This window comes from Bartonella tamiae Th239 (assembly GCF_000278275.1).
Lineage (GTDB): Bacteria > Pseudomonadota > Alphaproteobacteria > Rhizobiales > Rhizobiaceae > Bartonella > Bartonella tamiae.
The window spans coordinates 1,903,363-1,921,416 of sequence record NZ_JH725147.1; the positions used below are offsets into that span (position 1 = coordinate 1,903,363).

General features: G+C 38.3%; 14 protein-coding genes, 1 tRNA gene and 1 riboswitch. Of the genes, 9 read left to right on the top strand and 6 right to left on the bottom strand.

The features are described 5' to 3' along the window. Positions 1-219: 219 nt before the first annotated feature. Both ME5_RS08590 and ME5_RS08595 read left to right on the top strand, forming a co-directional pair. Entirely contained in the window at positions 220-465 is a 246-nt protein-coding gene (locus ME5_RS08590; RefSeq protein ID WP_008040275.1) for a hypothetical protein, read from the top strand. Next, a complete protein-coding gene (locus tag ME5_RS08595) occupies positions 455-643 on the top strand; it encodes a hypothetical protein (protein WP_008040276.1) in 189 nt (62 codons plus the stop codon). Before ME5_RS08590 ends, ME5_RS08595 begins: the two co-directional genes overlap by 11 nt. A 165-nt stretch (positions 644-808) precedes the next feature. Here ME5_RS08595 and ME5_RS08600 read toward each other — a convergent pair. Next, positions 809-886 (bottom strand) — tRNA-Ile (locus tag ME5_RS08600). Positions 887-1,045: 159 nt separating this feature from the next. Here ME5_RS08600 and ME5_RS08605 point away from each other — a divergent pair. Continuing rightward, positions 1,046-1,786: an SIMPL domain-containing protein gene (locus ME5_RS08605; protein ID WP_008040277.1), complete on the top strand. Its 741-nt coding sequence runs from the start codon at positions 1,046-1,048 to the stop codon at positions 1,784-1,786. Between the two features lie 231 nt (positions 1,787-2,017). Here ME5_RS08605 and ME5_RS08610 read toward each other — a convergent pair whose 3' ends face one another. Beyond that, positions 2,018-2,479, bottom strand: coding sequence for a YcgN family cysteine cluster protein (locus tag ME5_RS08610; protein WP_008040278.1), 462 nt, complete (start codon positions 2,477-2,479; stop codon positions 2,018-2,020). 384 nt (positions 2,480-2,863) lie between these two features. On the opposite strand from ME5_RS08610, the gene ME5_RS08615 reads away from it, so the two are divergent. Beyond that, a complete protein-coding gene (locus tag ME5_RS08615; RefSeq protein WP_196793536.1) occupies positions 2,864-3,262 on the top strand; it encodes a (R)-mandelonitrile lyase in 399 nt (132 codons plus the stop codon). A 449-nt stretch (positions 3,263-3,711) separates the two neighbouring features. On the opposite strand, the gene ME5_RS08620 is transcribed toward ME5_RS08615, so the two are convergent. The 3 genes from ME5_RS08620 to dnaG all read right to left on the bottom strand — a co-directional run bounded on the left by ME5_RS08620 (position 3,712) and on the right by dnaG (position 8,490). Beyond that, a complete protein-coding gene (locus tag ME5_RS08620) occupies positions 3,712-4,008 on the bottom strand; it encodes an HlyU family transcriptional regulator (protein ID WP_008040282.1) in 297 nt (98 codons plus the stop codon). A gap of 53 nt (positions 4,009-4,061) precedes the next feature. Then, complete coding sequence (gene rpoD / locus ME5_RS08625; RefSeq protein ID WP_008040284.1) at positions 4,062-6,077, bottom strand: RNA polymerase sigma factor RpoD; 2,016 nt, start codon at positions 6,075-6,077, stop codon at positions 4,062-4,064. 502 nt (positions 6,078-6,579) lie between these two features. Beyond that, positions 6,580-8,490: a DNA primase gene (gene dnaG / locus ME5_RS08630; RefSeq protein ID WP_008040285.1), complete on the bottom strand. Its 1,911-nt coding sequence runs from the start codon at positions 8,488-8,490 to the stop codon at positions 6,580-6,582. 131 nt (positions 8,491-8,621) lie between these two features. Between dnaG and ME5_RS08635 the strand changes: the two genes are divergently transcribed. Together ME5_RS08635 and ME5_RS08640 are read left to right on the top strand one after the other, a co-directional pair. Next, positions 8,622-9,875: a mechanosensitive ion channel family protein gene (locus ME5_RS08635; RefSeq protein WP_196793535.1), complete on the top strand. Its 1,254-nt coding sequence runs from the start codon at positions 8,622-8,624 to the stop codon at positions 9,873-9,875. A 455-nt stretch (positions 9,876-10,330) separates the two neighbouring features. Beyond that, entirely contained in the window at positions 10,331-10,582 is a 252-nt protein-coding gene (locus tag ME5_RS08640) for a GlsB/YeaQ/YmgE family stress response membrane protein (RefSeq protein WP_008040287.1), read from the top strand. Positions 10,583-10,835: 253 nt separating this feature from the next. Here ME5_RS08640 and ME5_RS08645 read toward each other — a convergent pair whose 3' ends face one another. Further along, positions 10,836-11,297 carry a GatB/YqeY domain-containing protein gene (locus tag ME5_RS08645; RefSeq protein ID WP_008040296.1) on the bottom strand — a complete coding sequence of 154 codons (462 nt, stop codon included), beginning with the start codon at positions 11,295-11,297 and terminating at the stop codon, positions 10,836-10,838. A 260-nt stretch (positions 11,298-11,557) separates the two neighbouring features. Between ME5_RS08645 and carA the strand changes: the two genes are divergently transcribed. From carA to ME5_RS08660, 3 genes are all read left to right on the top strand, one after another. Next, positions 11,558-12,754, top strand: a complete 1,197-nt coding sequence (gene carA, locus ME5_RS08650) for a glutamine-hydrolyzing carbamoyl-phosphate synthase small subunit (protein ID WP_008040297.1) — start codon at positions 11,558-11,560, stop codon at positions 12,752-12,754. A 592-nt stretch (positions 12,755-13,346) separates the two neighbouring features. Next, a complete protein-coding gene (gene carB / locus ME5_RS08655; RefSeq protein ID WP_008040298.1) occupies positions 13,347-16,832 on the top strand; it encodes a carbamoyl-phosphate synthase large subunit in 3,486 nt (1,161 codons plus the stop codon). A gap of 500 nt (positions 16,833-17,332) precedes the next feature. Beyond that, positions 17,333-17,542: a cold-shock protein gene (locus ME5_RS08660; protein WP_008040299.1), complete on the top strand. Its 210-nt coding sequence runs from the start codon at positions 17,333-17,335 to the stop codon at positions 17,540-17,542. A 256-nt stretch (positions 17,543-17,798) separates the two neighbouring features. Continuing rightward, positions 17,799-18,047, top strand: a riboswitch (cobalamin riboswitch). Positions 18,048-18,054 lie beyond the last annotated feature (7 nt).

Below are 18,054 nucleotides of genomic sequence, written 5' to 3' on the forward strand. Positions count from 1 at the left end.
GAAAAATTTTAATAAACAAAGAATAAAAAAAATTAAATAAATATTTTTTTAAAAAAAGAGGTGAAGAAAATGTATGATAAACTAATTGTTATTTTTATGATTCTAAGTATAGTCTCTATTATTCCAATGTTTTTTATAAAAGATCATACATTTTTCTTTGGTCTTGCTCTTTTCACTAATATCATTCAACAAATTTAGAAATATTTTTAATGGAAAAAAATGACAATCGAAACTAAAATATATGAATTGGCAAAAAAATTTAATGTTACGGCTTATGTTACTGAATTAGATAAACTTGCCGATAAATATAGTGAATTGTCAGATGCAGAAGTTGAATTTTCAGTAACAGAACAACTTATATTAAATTTGTGTCGTGAAGGCTATATAACTGGAGATGAAATGAGAGATTACCATCTTCAATATCTTAAAGAGTCAAGAAACGCTGAGGTAGCGAATGGCGTTTGATCCGTTTAATGATTTTGAAAATAATGGTTATTTACAAAATAAACAAAAATTAAAAGATTCTTCAGCTGTCAAGTTAGCAGAAGTACGAGAGGTTAAATCTAACTTAGAAAAAGCGTTAATCAATTTACATGCAAAAAAGAGTATATCTTATGAAGACAGAGGATTTGTGATATTTTAAACTAAAATTATGGAATTACCACTCAGTCTAAAATGACGTTAAAAGAGTTATAAAATTAGTGTCAAAAAGAAAAAGCCAAAAGTGCATATGAACTAAGAGCGCAAAAACGCACAAATAATTTTCATAGAGATTGAAAAACAAACTACATTATGAATTTTAAAAATATGGTGGGCCCGGAGGGACTCGAACCCCCAACCAAGCGGTTATGAGCCGCTGGCTCTAACCAAATTGAGCTACAGGCCCCACGGAAGTCTTCGATCTAAACTAAAAAAACAAAGATATCAAGTCCTCAATATAAAGTTATTGTTGTTTTTTAATGATTGCCACATATTCCTAAGGTTGCCCTAATTTTTGCATCTTCTAAATTTAAAAACGGGTCAGTTTAAAAAAATAGGAGTTTTCATGACAACGACACGTTTACCTCTTGCCCCATTTGCCGCAACCTCTATGTTAGCCTTGGCAACATTAACCACTTTGACAACCACACAAGCTGTGAAAGCAAAGGAAGCAACACAATCTCAACCAACAATCGTTGTGAGTGCAACAGGTCAAACACAAACAGCACCTGATATGGCCGTAATTCATCTTGCTGTTGTTACCAATGGCAAAACGGCTCAAGATGCATTGATTGAAAACAATGAATCCATGAATAATGTGCTAGAGGCATTTAAAAAAAGCGGTATTGAAGAAGCAGATCTTCAAACATCTGGTTTGTCGATTTATCCTGTCGCTGTTGATACCACAACACCTTCTGAAGCTGAACAAACGTATCGTGTATCCAATTCATTGACAGTGCGCATTCGCGATCTCGATAACGCTGGAAAAATGTTTGATCAAGCGATGAATCTTGGCATTAATGCCGTTAATGGTATTTCTTTCACCAATGCGGATCAAAAACCTTTTTATGTGGTCGCACGCAAAAATGCCGTTGCAGAAGCAATGGAAAAAGCTAAAACACTCGCAGAAGCTGCTCATGTTAAACTTGGCTCTGTGCTTTCAATACATGAAGAAAATTACAGCACTGGCGTGACACCGCGATTGATGAGTGCTTCTGCAAAAAGCGATTCTGCTAATACGAATTTTACCAATGGTGAGCTTGATTATAGCGTCAACGTCACAGTAAAATTTGCTATCGAAAACTAAAAGTCATGTCTTTTTTTGCAAAAGACTAAAAAGACACGCATTGTTTTCTTAAAAGCAATGCGTGTTTTATACAAAAGAAGTCTTGTCAAACTTACTTCTTATTGAGTGGTTCGGAATTTATATAAAGTTAAAAAAGGATCATTTTGTCTAAAACAAGATGTTTCCAACACATTACAAAGCAATGCTTTTTATTATAAAATTGAAAATAGATTATTTTTCACAAGTGAAAACTTAACGCCCTTCATCAATTGGACCTATTATATAATCCAAATAGTCTTCAGGCGTTTTAAGTGTATTTTCATGCACGCACACGCTGCCGCGCGCTGATACACGGGCTTCATGAACGCTTTCTCGTCGACCAGAAATTAAAGGATGCCATGGTTCAAGGTCGCGTCCTTCATCAATCAACCGATATGCACATGTTTTCGGTAACCAACGCACCGTACGCACCGTCTTTATATCCAATAATATACAATCAGGCACGATAGATTTGCGTTTGGTATAATTGCTGCATTGACAAGAATGGGCATCTAACAATTGACAGGCAACACTGGTAGCATAAATATCACCAGTATCTTCATCTTCTAATTTATGCATGCAGCATCGACCACAACCATCACAAAGACTTTCCCATTCTTCAACGGACATTTCTTCAAGTGTTTTATATTTCCAAAAGGGGACTGTAGAGTTCATTCTTATAATTTAGCGGTTTTATCCAAAAAAATCCAGCAATCGAAACTATTGATTTTTCATAAGGCATATATGATTGTCATGTTTTTTAACTTTTGTTTGCTTTTAAGCCTATTTCACACGAATGTGACCAAATATCGATATCATTTTTGTTTTAACATCTCAAAAAATCAAATTTTGAAACTTACATAATCTAGAAAGAAAACTCATAATATCAGCTCTTCTTTGTTTTTATAAACAAAAAAAGAGTTAAAATAAACACATCATATAATACCTTGCAAACCAATCCTGTCATAAAAGACAGAGTTATCATTAAAATTTGGGTCGTTACTTTAAAGTAACGATCCTTTAATAAAATTATAAAAACCATCAATAAGGAAAAAAATGATGGAAATTTTACGATCAGGAACGCGTCCTTCTTTAAAAGGTCCACAAGAATGGTTTACTGGCACAGTGCGTATTGATCCAATTATTGATCAGCATCAGGATTCAAATATCACATCTGCACATGTGACCTTTGAACCTGGAGCACGAACAAATTGGCACACGCATCCCATGGGTCAATCTTTAATCATCACATTTGGCCATGGTTGGGTCCAAAAAGAAGGAGGTCCAATTGAAAATGTCAAAGCGGGTGACGTGGTGTGGTTTCTTCCGCATGAAAAACATTGGCATGGGGCCTCTGCGACAACGGCTATGTCTCACATTGCCGTTCAGGAAATGAAAGATGGAAAAAATGTGGATTGGTTAGAACCTGTTTCTGACAAAGACTATCATCACGAATAATCATAAATTTAGGCTAAGGATCACTTCAATTTAACTAGGATCGCACAATAAACAGCATAAAAGGCGAGGAAGAAAGTAAAAAGAGGAGGATATATCCTCCTCTTAGCTTTTTCGGCAAAGCAGATGGAAACGATTTTTGTGTCCTTTGGATATGGAAATTGTATTGGTAACTTTGTTAAGCCGCCTTGGAAATATTCATATTTCCTGCGGCTTTGCTTCCCTTTACCCAAAACCTTATATCATGTAAAAAATGAAATGGTCATGAGCCTCAAGCGCTAAATGTAGAACTGATCCATTTGCGCGTATTGTCAAGAAACTACATTACAAAGCCATTTACCTCACACGACATTACTTGTTTTGATCTTACGCACTGCATAAAATTACGCTTATATATTGTGACGTGAGATAAAATGATGTCATGCATTTTGCTATAAAACCATCATTTTATTCTATGATGACTTAAAAAGCGCATCACCTTGTTCATCAATGATTTGACGCGCTTTAATATGAATCATTTTTACAGCATCTTCTCTGCTTGAAAACTTATCAGCCCTGACAAAGCGATGTTCTTGACGCTCATGATTGGTATTTTTTGAGATAACACCACAGCTTTGCAATTGTCCTTCATTCATATAAGGCGTTGCAAGAATGGTAAATCCATTATAATCAATTTCATCACCAACATTGCTTTGTGTTTTTTCAGTTTTTTGTTTTTCTCTTCCAAAAATTTTCTGAAGTAAAGACATAAACATAAGGCCTTTTGCAAAAAACGCCGCAATATTTTGTGCGGCGTTAAGTTTTAGGAATCAAGGAAACTGCGCAATTTGCGTGAACGACTTGGATGCTTCAACTTACGCAATGCTTTTGCTTCAATTTGGCGAATACGTTCACGCGTGACAGAAAATTGTTGTCCAACTTCTTCCAATGTATGATCCGTATTCATACCAATACCAAAACGCATACGCAAAACCCGTTCTTCACGCGGTGTGAGGGAGGCCAAAACACGTGTCGTGGTATCACGCAAATTGGCTTGAATAGCCGCATCAATCGGCAATAGCGCATTCTTATCTTCAATAAATTCACCCAAATGAGAATCTTCTTCATCGCCAACAGGTGTTTCCAGAGAGATAGGTTCTTTTGCAATTTTCAGCACTTTGCGTACTTTTTCAAGCTGCATAGAAAGTTTTTCCGATAATTCTTCTGGTGTTGGTTCACGACCAATTTCATGCAGCATTTGTCGCGATGTGCGAACAATCTTATTGATCGTCTCGATCATGTGAACAGGAATACGAATAGTACGCGCCTGATCGGCAATTGAGCGTGTAATGGCTTGTCTGATCCACCATGTGGCATAAGTCGAAAATTTATAGCCACGGCGATATTCAAACTTATCAACCGCTTTCATCAAGCCTATATTGCCTTCTTGAATAAGATCAAGAAATTGCAAACCACGATTTGTATATTTTTTTGCAATTGAGATCACCAGACGCAAATTGGCTTCCACCATTTCTTTTTTAGCAATGGTGGCTTCTCTCTCACCTTTTTGCACCTGATTCACAATACGGCGAAATTCACCAATTGAAATCGCAGTTTCTTGCGCCAACATTTGAATTTCACTACGCAATTGATGAATAGCTTTGGCCTCACGCGTTGAAAATTCCTTCCACCCACGACCAGACAACGTTGCAATATAATTGACCCAATCCGCGTCAAGCTCATGCCCTTGATATTCTTTCAAAAACTCTTCATGACGTACGCCGTAAGAGTCTGCAAGCCGCTTTAATTTGCCTTCATTTTGGACAAGCCGCTTATTAATATCGTATAATTGTTCAACAAGTGCCTCAATACGATTTTGGTTCAAAGATAAAGACTTAACGGCTTTAACCAAATCATCTTTCAACTGCTTATATTTTTTCTTTTGACCTGACGATAAAGCACCTTCATCATGATCAGCTAAACTGCTTTCAACATGTTGATCTTGCAATTTGCGTAATTTCACATAGACATCGGCGATAAAATCAAGCGTTTCCATAACTTGTGGACGCAATTCATTTTCCATCGCAGCAAGTGATAAATTGGCTTCATCATCCTCGTCATCATCATCTTCACTGATTGTTTCACCACCAACATTGGTAATGTCATCATCATCACGTGAAGGACGACGCGGGGTTTCTTCTTTAGGCTTTACTGGCTCAACCCGTTCAACAACAGGCGCTTGTTTTGCTTCAGGCCCCGCATATGTTGTTTCAAGATCAATGATTTCGCGCAATAAAATACGCTCTTCATTCAATTCTTCACGCCAAATAATTAAAGCTTGGAAGGTGAGCGGACTTTCACATAAGCCCGCAATCATCGTTTCACGACCAGCCTCTATGCGTTTGGCAATGGCAATCTCACCCTCACGCGAGAGGAGCTCAACCGCACCCATTTCTCGTAAATACATACGCACAGGATCATCTGTACGATCACCTGCTTCGCGCTTTGTTGTGGTCGCTACAGAACGTCCAGATGCCTCAACAAGATCTCCACCTTCAACGCCTGAATTATCATCATTGTCGGCTTCACCTTCTTCATCATCTTCAACAACATTAATGCCCATATCAGAAAGCATCGCCATGATGTCTTCTATCTGTTCAGATGAAACTTGACCTGATGGTAGGACAGCATTCAACTCATCCATAGTGACATAACAGCGCTTTTTCGCATCTTTAATCATTTTTTTGACAGCGCTATCAGATAGGTCAAGAAGGGGACCATCCGAACTTACATCGCGTTCGATCTCAACATTGTCTTTCTGTTTCGCCTTTGTTGCCATTTAATTCCAACTCCACTTAGTCATGGCTCATACCTACATGACCAGTCATTTCAAAATTCTTAACCCAATACACCATAAATATGGCTTATCCGCTTTACATCATTATTTCGACATCGCATTTTAAATGCGATAGATGATAATTACATTCTTAAAAAAACACTTAAATTTGTCATTCCATTAAATTTTATAACCACCACTGCCTCTATTATATGTTTTATAATGTTTTGACAGGTTTATCGTTCATTTCTAATGAGTTCTATAATGGCCTTTATTACGCTAATGATCTTTAATTAAGCTTTTTTGCAAACCAATTGCTTTCATTCAAACCAGAAATCCGACAGATTCTTTATATCTTTCACTTCATAAAACTGTAAAAATCATTGGCAGAATGTCATTTATTCACTGTCAACAAAACTACAATAAAATCTAAGTGGCTGATTCTCGTCAAAAAAGCGAATCATTTCTTTTGATTCGTATCAAACTCATTTGATTCGTCATCTTTTCAACGCCCAAATCCTTCAATCAGCGCTTGTGTTGCTTCAGCTTGTTCCAATTCTTGTTTTATATCGCGCAACAAAACAAAAATATCACTTTGTGGATTTTCCATCAGTTGCGTTTCTATATCGCGCAATCTTTCATTTAGGTTATACGCACGAAAATGCAAGTATATCGCCTGCTTTAAAGCTTCTCTCGCATCCTCTATTGGAGCATCTTCAAAGGCACTGCGCATTCCTGATTTATGTAAGAGAGCATGAATTTGATTAAATATTTTACCCTGCCCTTTTTGCTCAAGCAATAAGCGCATTGCTTGAGCATCATCAGGTTGCCATTCTCCCATAATTTCAAGCATAGAACGATGAAAGGTAATTAAGTCACGATTGTCTAATTTAAGCTTTGCAAGCGTTTCAAAATCTTCATGCCATAAATCTGGGTGCGTTGCTAAAGTCATCAAAATCGCACCTTCACGCAAAGGAATTCTTTCCGAAGGTGCCCGCACCAAATTTGATTTTGCAAGGGATGAATGATTGCCATTTTGCATAGGAGCAAATTGTGTTTTATGACGATGCAAAGAGGCTTTATAAGTATTTTTATAAGCAAAATTATTTTGATATGCTGGTCGGAAAAATTGACGTAATCTTTCGCGCATATCTTGTAAATAATAATGGCGTAAACTTTCATCTTTAATTTTAAAAATAGCCTGTTTTAAAGTCCGTTCTAAACCTGCACGCTCTTCGGGTGTTTGAAACTGTCCTAAAGAGGTATATCGAAACCATAAAAGTTCTGCCAAAGAAATCGCTTTATCGAGCTCTGCTTGAAATGCGTTTGCCCCTCCTTGTTTAACGATATCATCTGGATCTTTTCCTTGTGGTAGCAAAACAAAACGAGCTGAAACGCCGGCTTTCAGTAATGGAAATATCCTTTCGGCTGTTCGAAAAGCGGCATGGATACCAGCTTGATCTCCATCAAAACAAAAAATGGGATCATGGTTCATACGCCATAAAAGTAAAATTTGCGCCTCTCCCAAAGCTGTCCCTAATGGCGCGAGTGCTGTAGGAAATCCAGCTTGATAAAGCGCAATAACATCCATATACCCCTCAACCACTATGAGCGCGCGTGATGCAGTGCCGTTTTGTGACTGGCACGCCTGACGCGCATTGCGTGCATTATAAAGTATATCACCTTTATGAAAGAGAACTGTTTCAGGACTATTGAGATATTTGGCCCGAGCATTTTTGTCGAGCGCACGCCCACCAAAGGCAACAATGCGCCCACGCAAATCTTCTATTGGATACATAATGCGATTACGAAATCGGTCATACGTCGACGTTTTATCCTCACTTGATGCAATCAAGCCACAGGCTTCCATTTGCTCTAAGCTGATATTTTTTGCAGTCAAAGCATCTTTTAGCGCGTTGTGACTATTTGGCGCAAATCCAAGACGAAAATGTTGTCGCGTTTTAAGCTCAAGGGCGCGTTGATCAAGATAAAGCCGTGCTGAACGCCCTTGCTCAACATTAAGTTGTTGTGAAAAAAACTGTGCCGCCATTTCCATAACATCATAAAGATTCGCTTTTGTTTTTTGTCGTTTTTCACTTTCAAGATCCCGTTCAGGTAACTTCAAACCCGCTTGATCAGCCAAACGTTCAATAGATTCGGGAAAGGACACCCCATCCAATTCACATATGAAACGAAAGACATCTCCGCTTCGTCCACAACCAAAACAATGATAGCGACCTTTAGGGTCTACACAATGAAAACTAGGGGTTTTTTCACCGTGAAATGGGCAACATCCCCAAAAGTCTCCACGTGAAGGGTTGCTTTTTTTGGCATCAAATGCCACTCTTTGGCCAACCACCGTTGAAATTGGAAGTCGGGCACGGATCTCATCAAGGAAATCAGGCGGGTAACGCATTAGCTCTCACATTTTTGTAAAGTGTTAAATGTTATGTAACCACTCTTGTGAGGGATTCCAACACTTGTCTTTGACCGATTATCAGTTTTACATTATGAAACTAAACAATACGGATATTCAATATGGATACGATTAATGATTTCTTAGCGCAACATGCATGGTTGGAAACTGCACTATGGCTTGTTGGACTGATCATATTGGCGATCATTGTCAAAGTTATTTTTCGCGCAATTCTAACGCGGGCTGTGCAGAAAATAGCGCTTTTACTGCATTCAGACAAATCGACAGATGTTGATCAAACCATTCGTCATATCACCAATGTGGCTCCAGCACTCATTTTCACTGTTGGTGTGCGGTTTGTACCCTCTATGCCACCTGCACTAACGGCTATTATTCAAAACGTTTCAAATGCATTTATAATTTTGACCATAATGTTGGCGATCTCGTCAATGCTTAACGTTGTAAATCGCATTTATGAAAGACGTCCAGAAGCGAAACTTAAGCCAATTAAAGGACTTATTCAGATTGTCAAATTAGCAATGTTTGCTATTGGGGCGATCTTAATCTTAGCAACATTGATTGATCGCTCACCACTTATCCTGCTTTCAGGTCTCGGTGCCATGGCCGCCGTCTTGATCTTGGTTTTCCAAGATACACTTCTTTCACTCGTTGCGGGTATTCAAATTTCATCCACTGATATGGTTCGTGTTGGTGACTGGATTGAGATCCCACATTTAAGTGCCGATGGTGAGGTAACGGAAATTGCTCTTCATACGGTTAAAGTGCAAAATTTTGATAATACTGTTTCAACTGTCCCTATTCGCAAACTTGTAACAGATCCCTTCAAAAATTGGCGTGCAATGCAAGAATCTGGTGGACGACGTATCAAACGTTCCCTTAACATTGACCAGGCAAGCATTAATTTTCTAAAAGATGAAGAGCGTCAACATCTTTCCCATCTCAATCTTCTTGAAGATTATTTCAAGACAAAAGATGAAGAAATTAAAAGCTGGAATTCTAAAGTTCAAAAAAATATTGAAAATGCCGACAACACAAGACGTATGACGAATATTGGGACTTTCCGCGCTTACGTCATGGCCTATTTAGAAAACCATCCGGGCATCAATCAAACTATGACACTACTTGTGCGACAATTGGAACCAAGCCCTGAAGGTTTACCAATTGAGATTTATTGCTTTACCAATACAGTGGCATGGGCAGGTTACGAAACCATCCAATCTGATATTTTTGATCATCTTTATTCCATTTTACCAAGTTTTGGTTTGCGCGTTTTCCAAAATCCAAGTGGTAATGATTTTAATGGTGTGGTCATTGAGGCAGAGCCAAAACACATCACTCATAAACAAACTGAAAAAAAGAAATAATAATTCTTGCAATTGAAAACAGCGTGAACACTTTTCATGATGACATGAGGTTTGCGCTGTTTTTCAACCACCATATCTAATGGTTATATTTTGCATCAAGATGATCTCAATTTTATTTATTTCAACCAATTGATTAAAAGCTGATTGTTTGAGACGAAACAGAAGAAGAAATGTAGGATACAATGCCATTATTCTTAAAAAATAATGACATTGTTTTTGTCATAAACGTGAACATGTAACATGAATATATGTTGTGTATGATTGTAGAAAAAATTATCCTTAAACGGTTGATCTTTTTAAATTAGTTAAGGCTATAAAAAGTTTAACATCATTAAATAGTATTTATAAAAATCTCTTTCAAAATATATTGGTAAAAAAAATCATAGATTTTTATATCTTGATTTTAGTGAAAAGAGCCTATCTTTAACATTTAGGCGTAATAATAGGAGACGAATATGGAAAATGCAGGCATTGGTTGGATTGCAGCAATCATCATTGGCGGCTTAGCGGGATGGGCAGCTCAAATGTTTATGAAAAGTAACACGGGCATGCTCTTAAATATTATTTTAGGCATTGTTGGTGCTTCACTTTCAAGCTTTTTATTTCAATTTTTTGGCGTCAGTTTTGGTGGTCAATTTGGATATCTCATTTCAGGATTTATTGGCGCTTGCATTCTTTTATGGCTTGCCCGTTCAATCCGACGTTAATTTTGGTGATCAGACATAAAGTCACACAAAATACTTATAATATTTTGTTCAGTTAATATATGCACTGCGTTAAAAAGACAACGTTTTGAATAAGACGTCTTATTCTTTAAGCGGTGGTCTTTTTAGAGTTTCACAATGAATATATTTTAATCAGCAAATTTTCCTATCAGGTCTTTATTACGTTTATCCATTCAATCAGTTTGCTTAAAAGCTCAAAAATTCATATTAGCTAAAACACCATAAAAACAAGTATTTATGTCAGTGACTGTAACTTTGAACGAATAAAACCACTTGCCTTTGCAAAATCCATTTGTCCTGTAAAACGCTCTTTAAGCCAAGCCATAACTTTTCCCATATCACGCAAACCTTCTGCATATGTTTGCGAAATAGCATCTTCTATGGCTTGCTGCATATCCTCATCACTCAATTGAGGAGGCAAATAGTCTTGAATAATTGCAATTTCATCCCGTTCTGCCTTTGCGAGTTCTGCCCGTCCACCCTCGTCATAAAGGCGTGCTGATTCTTCACGTTGTTTAATCATACGCGCTAAAATAGCCTGCAAAGCAGTTTCATCCGCTACTGGTTTTCCCTCACCACGATTGGCGATATCACGATCTTTAAAGGCAGCATTGATGAGACGCAATGTTGCCAAACGCTCTTTATTTTGCGCTTTCATCGCCGTTTTTAATGCATTTTCTATCTGTTCGCGAAGCATAGCTACCATCCAATTGTTTGTTTTAAACTTCTCTAACCACTCAATACGAAGCCTGCAACGAATTTATTAGCTTTTATCAACAATGGAGCTTAATAAAGGAAAAAACATCTTAACCTCTTTACCTTATCAACTAATCGTCCTATATCTTAAATCTTAGCAGAACATTGAAAACAACAACGCCAAGTGGATCTTTATCCACCGCTTGTGCCTGAGTTCAATATTGCGCCTTTTGAAATCCACTTGATAATGGAAAGTTGGCCATGACACATATCGAACAAACATCCTCACCTTGGAGTATAAGCAAACCCACAGCGGTTTTGGTTTTGGCAAATGGCACTGTTATTGAAGGAAAAGGATTGGGCGCAACAGGTGCAATTGAAGCCGAAGTGTGCTTTAACACTGCATTGACTGGCTATGAAGAAATTCTCACCGATCCTTCTTACACAGGACAGATTGTTACCTTTACATTTCCACATATTGGTAATGTTGGGACCAATCAAGATGATATTGAAGATTTACACCCTGCAAATCGCCACGGCGCGGTTGGTGCTGTATTAAAAGCCGACATCACCCACCCGTCAAATTACCGTGCCTCGCAAGATTTGGGGCAATGGCTCAAAAATCGTGGCATTATTGCTCTTTCTGGTATCGACACACGTGCATTAACCGCCCTCATTCGTGAAAAAGGATTGGCAAATGCTGTCATTGCTCATGATCCTTCAGGGGTTTTTGATTTTGAGGCATTGAAAAAACGCGCTCAAGATTGGTCGGGTCTTATTGGACTTGATCTTGCAAAAGAAGTGACATCAGGACAATCAAGCGAATGGAAACAAACAACATGGGTGTGGAATGAAGGTTATGGTGAAGACAATCATCACGATCTCCATATTGTCGCCGTTGATTATGGTCTTAAGCGCAACATTTTGCGTCTTTTAGCCAGTCTTCATGCTCGTGTCACGATTGTGTCTGCAACAACAAGTGCCGAAGATATTATAGCATTACAACCTGATGGTATTTTTCTATCAAATGGTCCGGGCGATCCAGCAGCAACGGGTGAATATGCTGTACCGATTATTAAAAAACTTATTGAAAGCGGTCTTCCTATTTTTGGCATTTGTCTTGGTCACCAAATGCTAGCCATTGCAACAGGTGGAAATACAGTAAAAATGCATCAAGGACATCATGGTGCCAATCATCCTGTGAAAGATTTTACAACTGGAAAAGTTGAAATTGTTTCTATGAATCATGGATTTGCAGTGGATTCAAACACATTGCCAAAAGGTGTTGAAGAAACCCATGTGTCGCTTTTTGATGGTACAAATTGCGGCATTCGTCTTACAGACAAACCTGTTTTTTCTGTGCAACACCATCCTGAAGCTTCTCCAGGCCCCCAAGATAGCCACTATTTGTTTCAACGTTTTGGAGACATGATCCGCGCTCATAAGAAAACTGCTTAAGAACACATGCATCACATATGTTGTTTTAAACTTGCATAAGGTATGAGCAAAATTTTTAAACTGGATGAAAGTTTAGATTTCTGAGTTAAATGATTACTCTTTGAAGCCACCTATAGATATATTTATATCTTATCTTTGATAAACGAAGTTCAGTATATTTTTAAAATGTTGCATAAAAAACGAATCTATAAATGTTTTATGATTTATGCACACAAGCTTGGATACACTCAATTATATTATTATACATTTTAATTTGATTAGACGCGTTTTCTTCATGCACATTTATCATGTAAAAGATAATAGAATACCTGCTTTGCTTTATACAATTTGTTAAAATTCATAAAAGAGTATTTTTGGCGTGTATGCTTTTAAGGACAAATTTGACTGAATATAACATTTAGGAGGCACTGTTTAACTCTTTCTATTCATGATGTTTTATGGAAGAGATCTGTGATTAATTTTAAAAAAATTTTGGTAAGCGTATTTTTGGGGTTACTTTCGTCAAGATTATACCTATAAAGCAAGCTTAGCCTTAAAATTTTATTCTTTAACCTGCCGGGTTTCCGCGTGGGTGTTTGCTATAGGAAATGTCATGCCAAAACGCACAGATATTCAATCCATTCTCATCATCGGTGCAGGTCCCATTATCATTGGTCAGGCATGCGAATTTGATTATTCAGGCACGCAAGCCTGTAAAGCCCTTAAAGAAGAAGGCTATCGCATCATTTTAGTCAATTCCAATCCAGCCACTATTATGACGGATCCTGATTTAGCAGATGCCACTTATATTGAACCGATCACACCTGAAGTGGTTGCTAAAATTATTGCCCGAGAAAAGCCTGATGCCCTTCTTCCTACGATGGGTGGGCAAACTGCACTTAACACAGCGCTTTCATTGAAACGTATGGGCATTCTTGATCGTTACAATGTTGAAATGATCGGTGCCGATGCAACCGCCATTGATAAGGCTGAAGATCGCGCATTATTCCGCGAAGCTATGGAAAAAATTGGTTTAGATACACCTCGTTCAATGTTAGCAAATGCTACAGAAATAAAAGAAGAAGATCGAAACCGCTATGAAGAAATGCGCAAGGCGCTCCAAGCTGAGCATTCAAACGAAGAAGCACAACTTGCCCTTGATCGGCTAGAGCATGAATGGCAATTAGGTGAAGCGGATCGCAAGCAGCGTTATATGGCACATGCGATCGGAAAAGCTGGGCAAGCTCTCGACCATGTGGGACTGCCTGCCATTATTCGCCCCTCCTTTACTTTAGGCGGCACAGGTGGCGGCATTGCTTATAACCGCTCAGAATTTTATGATATTATTGAACGCGGTCTTGATGCCTCTCCCACCACAGAAGTTCTTATTGAAGAAAGCGTTTTGGGGTGGAAAGAATATGAGATGGAAGTGGTTCGTGACAAAAAAGACAATTGCATCATTATTTGCTCCATTGAAAATATTGATCCAATGGGTGTTCATACGGGTGATTCCATTACGGTGGCACCCGCACTGACATTAACGGATAAAGAATATCAAATCATGCGAAATGCTTCTATTGCCGTTTTGCGTGAAATAGGTGTTGAAACAGGTGGATCAAATGTTCAATTTGCCGTCAATCCAGAAAATGGACGCTTGATCGTCATTGAAATGAATCCTCGCGTGTCGCGTTCTTCAGCGCTTGCATCAAAAGCCACAGGCTTTCCCATCGCGAAAGTGGCGGCCAAACTCGCCGTTGGCTATACACTCGATGAGTTGGAAAATGATATAACAGGTGGCGCAACACCAGCGTCTTTTGAGCCTTCAATTGATTACGTCGTCACAAAAATTCCTCGTTTTGCCTTTGAGAAATTTCCCGGCGCATCGCCTGTTTTAACAACGGCGATGAAATCAGTTGGTGAAGTTATGGCAATTGGACGGACATTTCAAGAATCCTTGCAAAAGGCGCTTCGTGGATTGGAAACAGGATTAACAGGTCTTGATGAAATCACTATTCCCGAGCATGCTGAAGGTGACGAAAAAAATGCCATCCGCTCTGCGATTGGAACACCAACACCAGACAGGTTACGTTATGTAGCTCAAGCCATGCGTATGGGATTATCGGTGAATGAAATTCATCAAGTTAGCAAAATTGATCCATGGTTTTTAGAACAAATTGCATCTCTCATAGATATGGAAAAACGTATCCGTGAACATGGTCTACCAAATGATCCTGACAATTTACGACTTTTAAAATCCATGGGTTTTTCAGACAGCCGTCTTGCCTATTTAACTCAACAAGACAGTCAAGATGTTGCACTTGCCCGTCACCGTCTTGGTGTGAAACCTGTCTTCAAACGAATTGACACATGCGCGGCTGAATTTTCTTCACCAACGGCCTATATGTATTCCACCTATGAGGTTCCCTTTGCAGGTCAATTGCGCTCTGAAGCGAATGTCTCCAACCGTAAAAAGGTTGTAATTTTAGGTGGTGGGCCTAACCGTATAGGTCAAGGCATAGAATTTGATTATTGCTGTTGCCATGCCGCTTTTGCTTTACGTGATGCAGGTTATGAAGCCATTATGATCAATTGCAACCCTGAAACTGTTTCAACCGATTATGATACATCAGATCGGCTCTATTTCGAGCCACTAACAGATGAGGATGTGTTAGAGATTTTAGAAGCCGAAAAAGCGCAAGGAGAACTGGTGGGCGTTATTGTGCAATTTGGCGGACAAACACCACTAAAACTTGCCCAATCGCTTGAAAAAGCAGGAATACCTATTTTAGGCACCTCACCAGATGCGATCGATCTTGCAGAAGATCGTGATCGTTTTCAAAAATTGCTTATTAAACTGAACTTAACCCAACCTAAAAACGGCATAGCCTATTCAGTTGAACAGGCACGTTTAATCGCTAATGATCTTGGATTTCCGCTTGTTGTGCGCCCTTCTTATGTTTTAGGAGGTCGGGCAATGCAAATCATTCACGATGAGCGTGGACTTCAAACTTATCTTTTAGATACAGTTCCCGAATTGGTGCCAGAAGAAATAAAAGCGCGCTATCCAAATGATAAAACAGGACAAATTAATACGCTTTTAGGTAAAAATCCTCTTTTATTTGATACATATTTAACAGATGCTATAGAGGTTGATGTGGATTGCCTTTGCGATGGCCAAGACACTTTGGTTGCTGGTATTATGGAACATATTGAAGAAGCCGGCATTCACTCTGGCGATTCTGCGTGTTCACTTCCCGTAAACACATTAACAAAAGATATTGTACAAGAACTTGAACGCCAAACCCAAGCTTTAGCAAAAGCCTTGAATGTTGGTGGTTTAATGAATGTTCAATATGCCATTAAAGATGGTATTATCTATGTTTTAGAAGTCAATCCACGTGCCTCGCGCACCGTTCCGTTTGTGGCAAAAACCATTGGTCGTCCAATTGCCAAAGTTGCAGCGCGTATTATGTCCGGTGAGGCTCTAAAAGGTGCTATGAATGCTTATGGCGGCATTATTGAAACACACCAAAAACCACATATTGCTGTTAAAGAAGCAGTTTTTCCTTTTGCACGTTTTACAGGTGTGGACACATTACTTGGGCCTGAAATGCGTTCAACGGGAGAAGTCATGGGGCTTGATTATGATTTTGCGCTGGCTTTTGCCAAAGCACAAATTGGGGCGGGAGCTGATTTGCCTCGTGAAGGCACTTTATTTGTCTCTGTACGTGATAAGGATAAAGCGCGCGTTTTAAAACCTGTCAAACGTCTTGCTCAACTTGGTTTTTTGATTTTAGCGTCTGAAGGAACACAAAAATATTTAGTTGAAAATGGTGTTGAAGCAAATAAAATAAATAAAGTTCTTGAAGGTCATCCGCATATTGAAGATGCTATTCGCAATCGTCAGGTTCATATTGTCTTTAACACGACAGATACGGCAAGCTCGATTTCTGATTCTAAATCACTGCGCCGTGCAGCTTTAATGCAAAAAGTCCCCTATTATACCACAATGTCTGGGGCAGAATCTGTTGCAGAAGCAATTGAAGCTTTGCGTGCAGACACGTTACAAGTCCGTCCTTTGCAAGACTATTTTTCTTAAAAAGAATAACGTCCATGAGCAGGTTTTAAAATTATTTAAAATGTGCTCATGAGACGAGAAATGAATAAATATTCAAACGCACAAATACTCTTTAGTCTTATCTTCTTACACTAAGATCAAACTCATAGCATAATTTTAAATACAATAGGCGTATTTCATTAACTCTAGGCAAATGAGTATTCATACAAAAATGGTGTAATGATAAGAAAAATAGACATATTAATTATCTTTTTCAGATACAAAATCATCCATTCATTAATCGCTATTGATTTTATCAAATAGTCCCATAATGACCGATTAATCTTTATCCACGATGAAATAAACTTGATTTTTTTAAAAAGACACTTTAAGTGCTAAATTATCGATTTTTCGGTTGCGCGACTTTCTTTTCCTGTGCAAAAGCACTTTTTACGAAGCTCCCCTTTCTAAACATCGATCTAACCCAGTATGAGGGCATTTTGCTCTTATACTATATACTATTATTTTTTTAGGAGTTTCCTATGTCTACAGGAACAGTTAAGTGGTTCAACACAACTAAAGGCTTTGGCTTTATTCAACCTGATGATGGCGGTGCGGACGTATTCGTTCACATTTCTGCTGTTGAACGTTCAGGCATGAGCAGCTTGAATGAAGGTCAAAAAATTTCTTATGAAGTTTTACAAGACCGTCGCTCAGGCAAATCAGCTGCTGGCAACCTTGCAGCTGTCTAAGATCTTTTATCAATACTAAGGTAAAATTACATTTTACTTTGTATCGTTAAAAGTTGTGTTAAAAGAGATCATTTTATACAAACTTTTTTAAAAGAATGTTTATTACTTAAGCCCCGCTTTATAGTGGGGCTTTTTCTTTAAAAATGCTTATTATACTTTTCCTTTACTTGTAATTTTTTTTCAAAAAAAACACATTTTCTTTGATAGTAACATTAAGAAGAAAAATTCAGCGTGCCTTGCGCTCAATAAAAATCTCTGTATAAATATTTATGACGGTTTCCCCTGAAGAAGGCTCTAGAGGGGAAATAATAGGGAACACGGAAAAATTGACCTTAAAAGGAATTAATGCCGTGGCTGCCCCCGCAACTGTATGCGGTAGTATTTTGTCACAAAACAGTCTTTTGACAAAAATCAATATGACTGTTTAAGCCACTGTGAAAATGGGAAGGCTGATAAAAGATTATGATCCGCAAGCCAGGAGACCTGCCGTTGCAAATTAAGGATATGCGTCC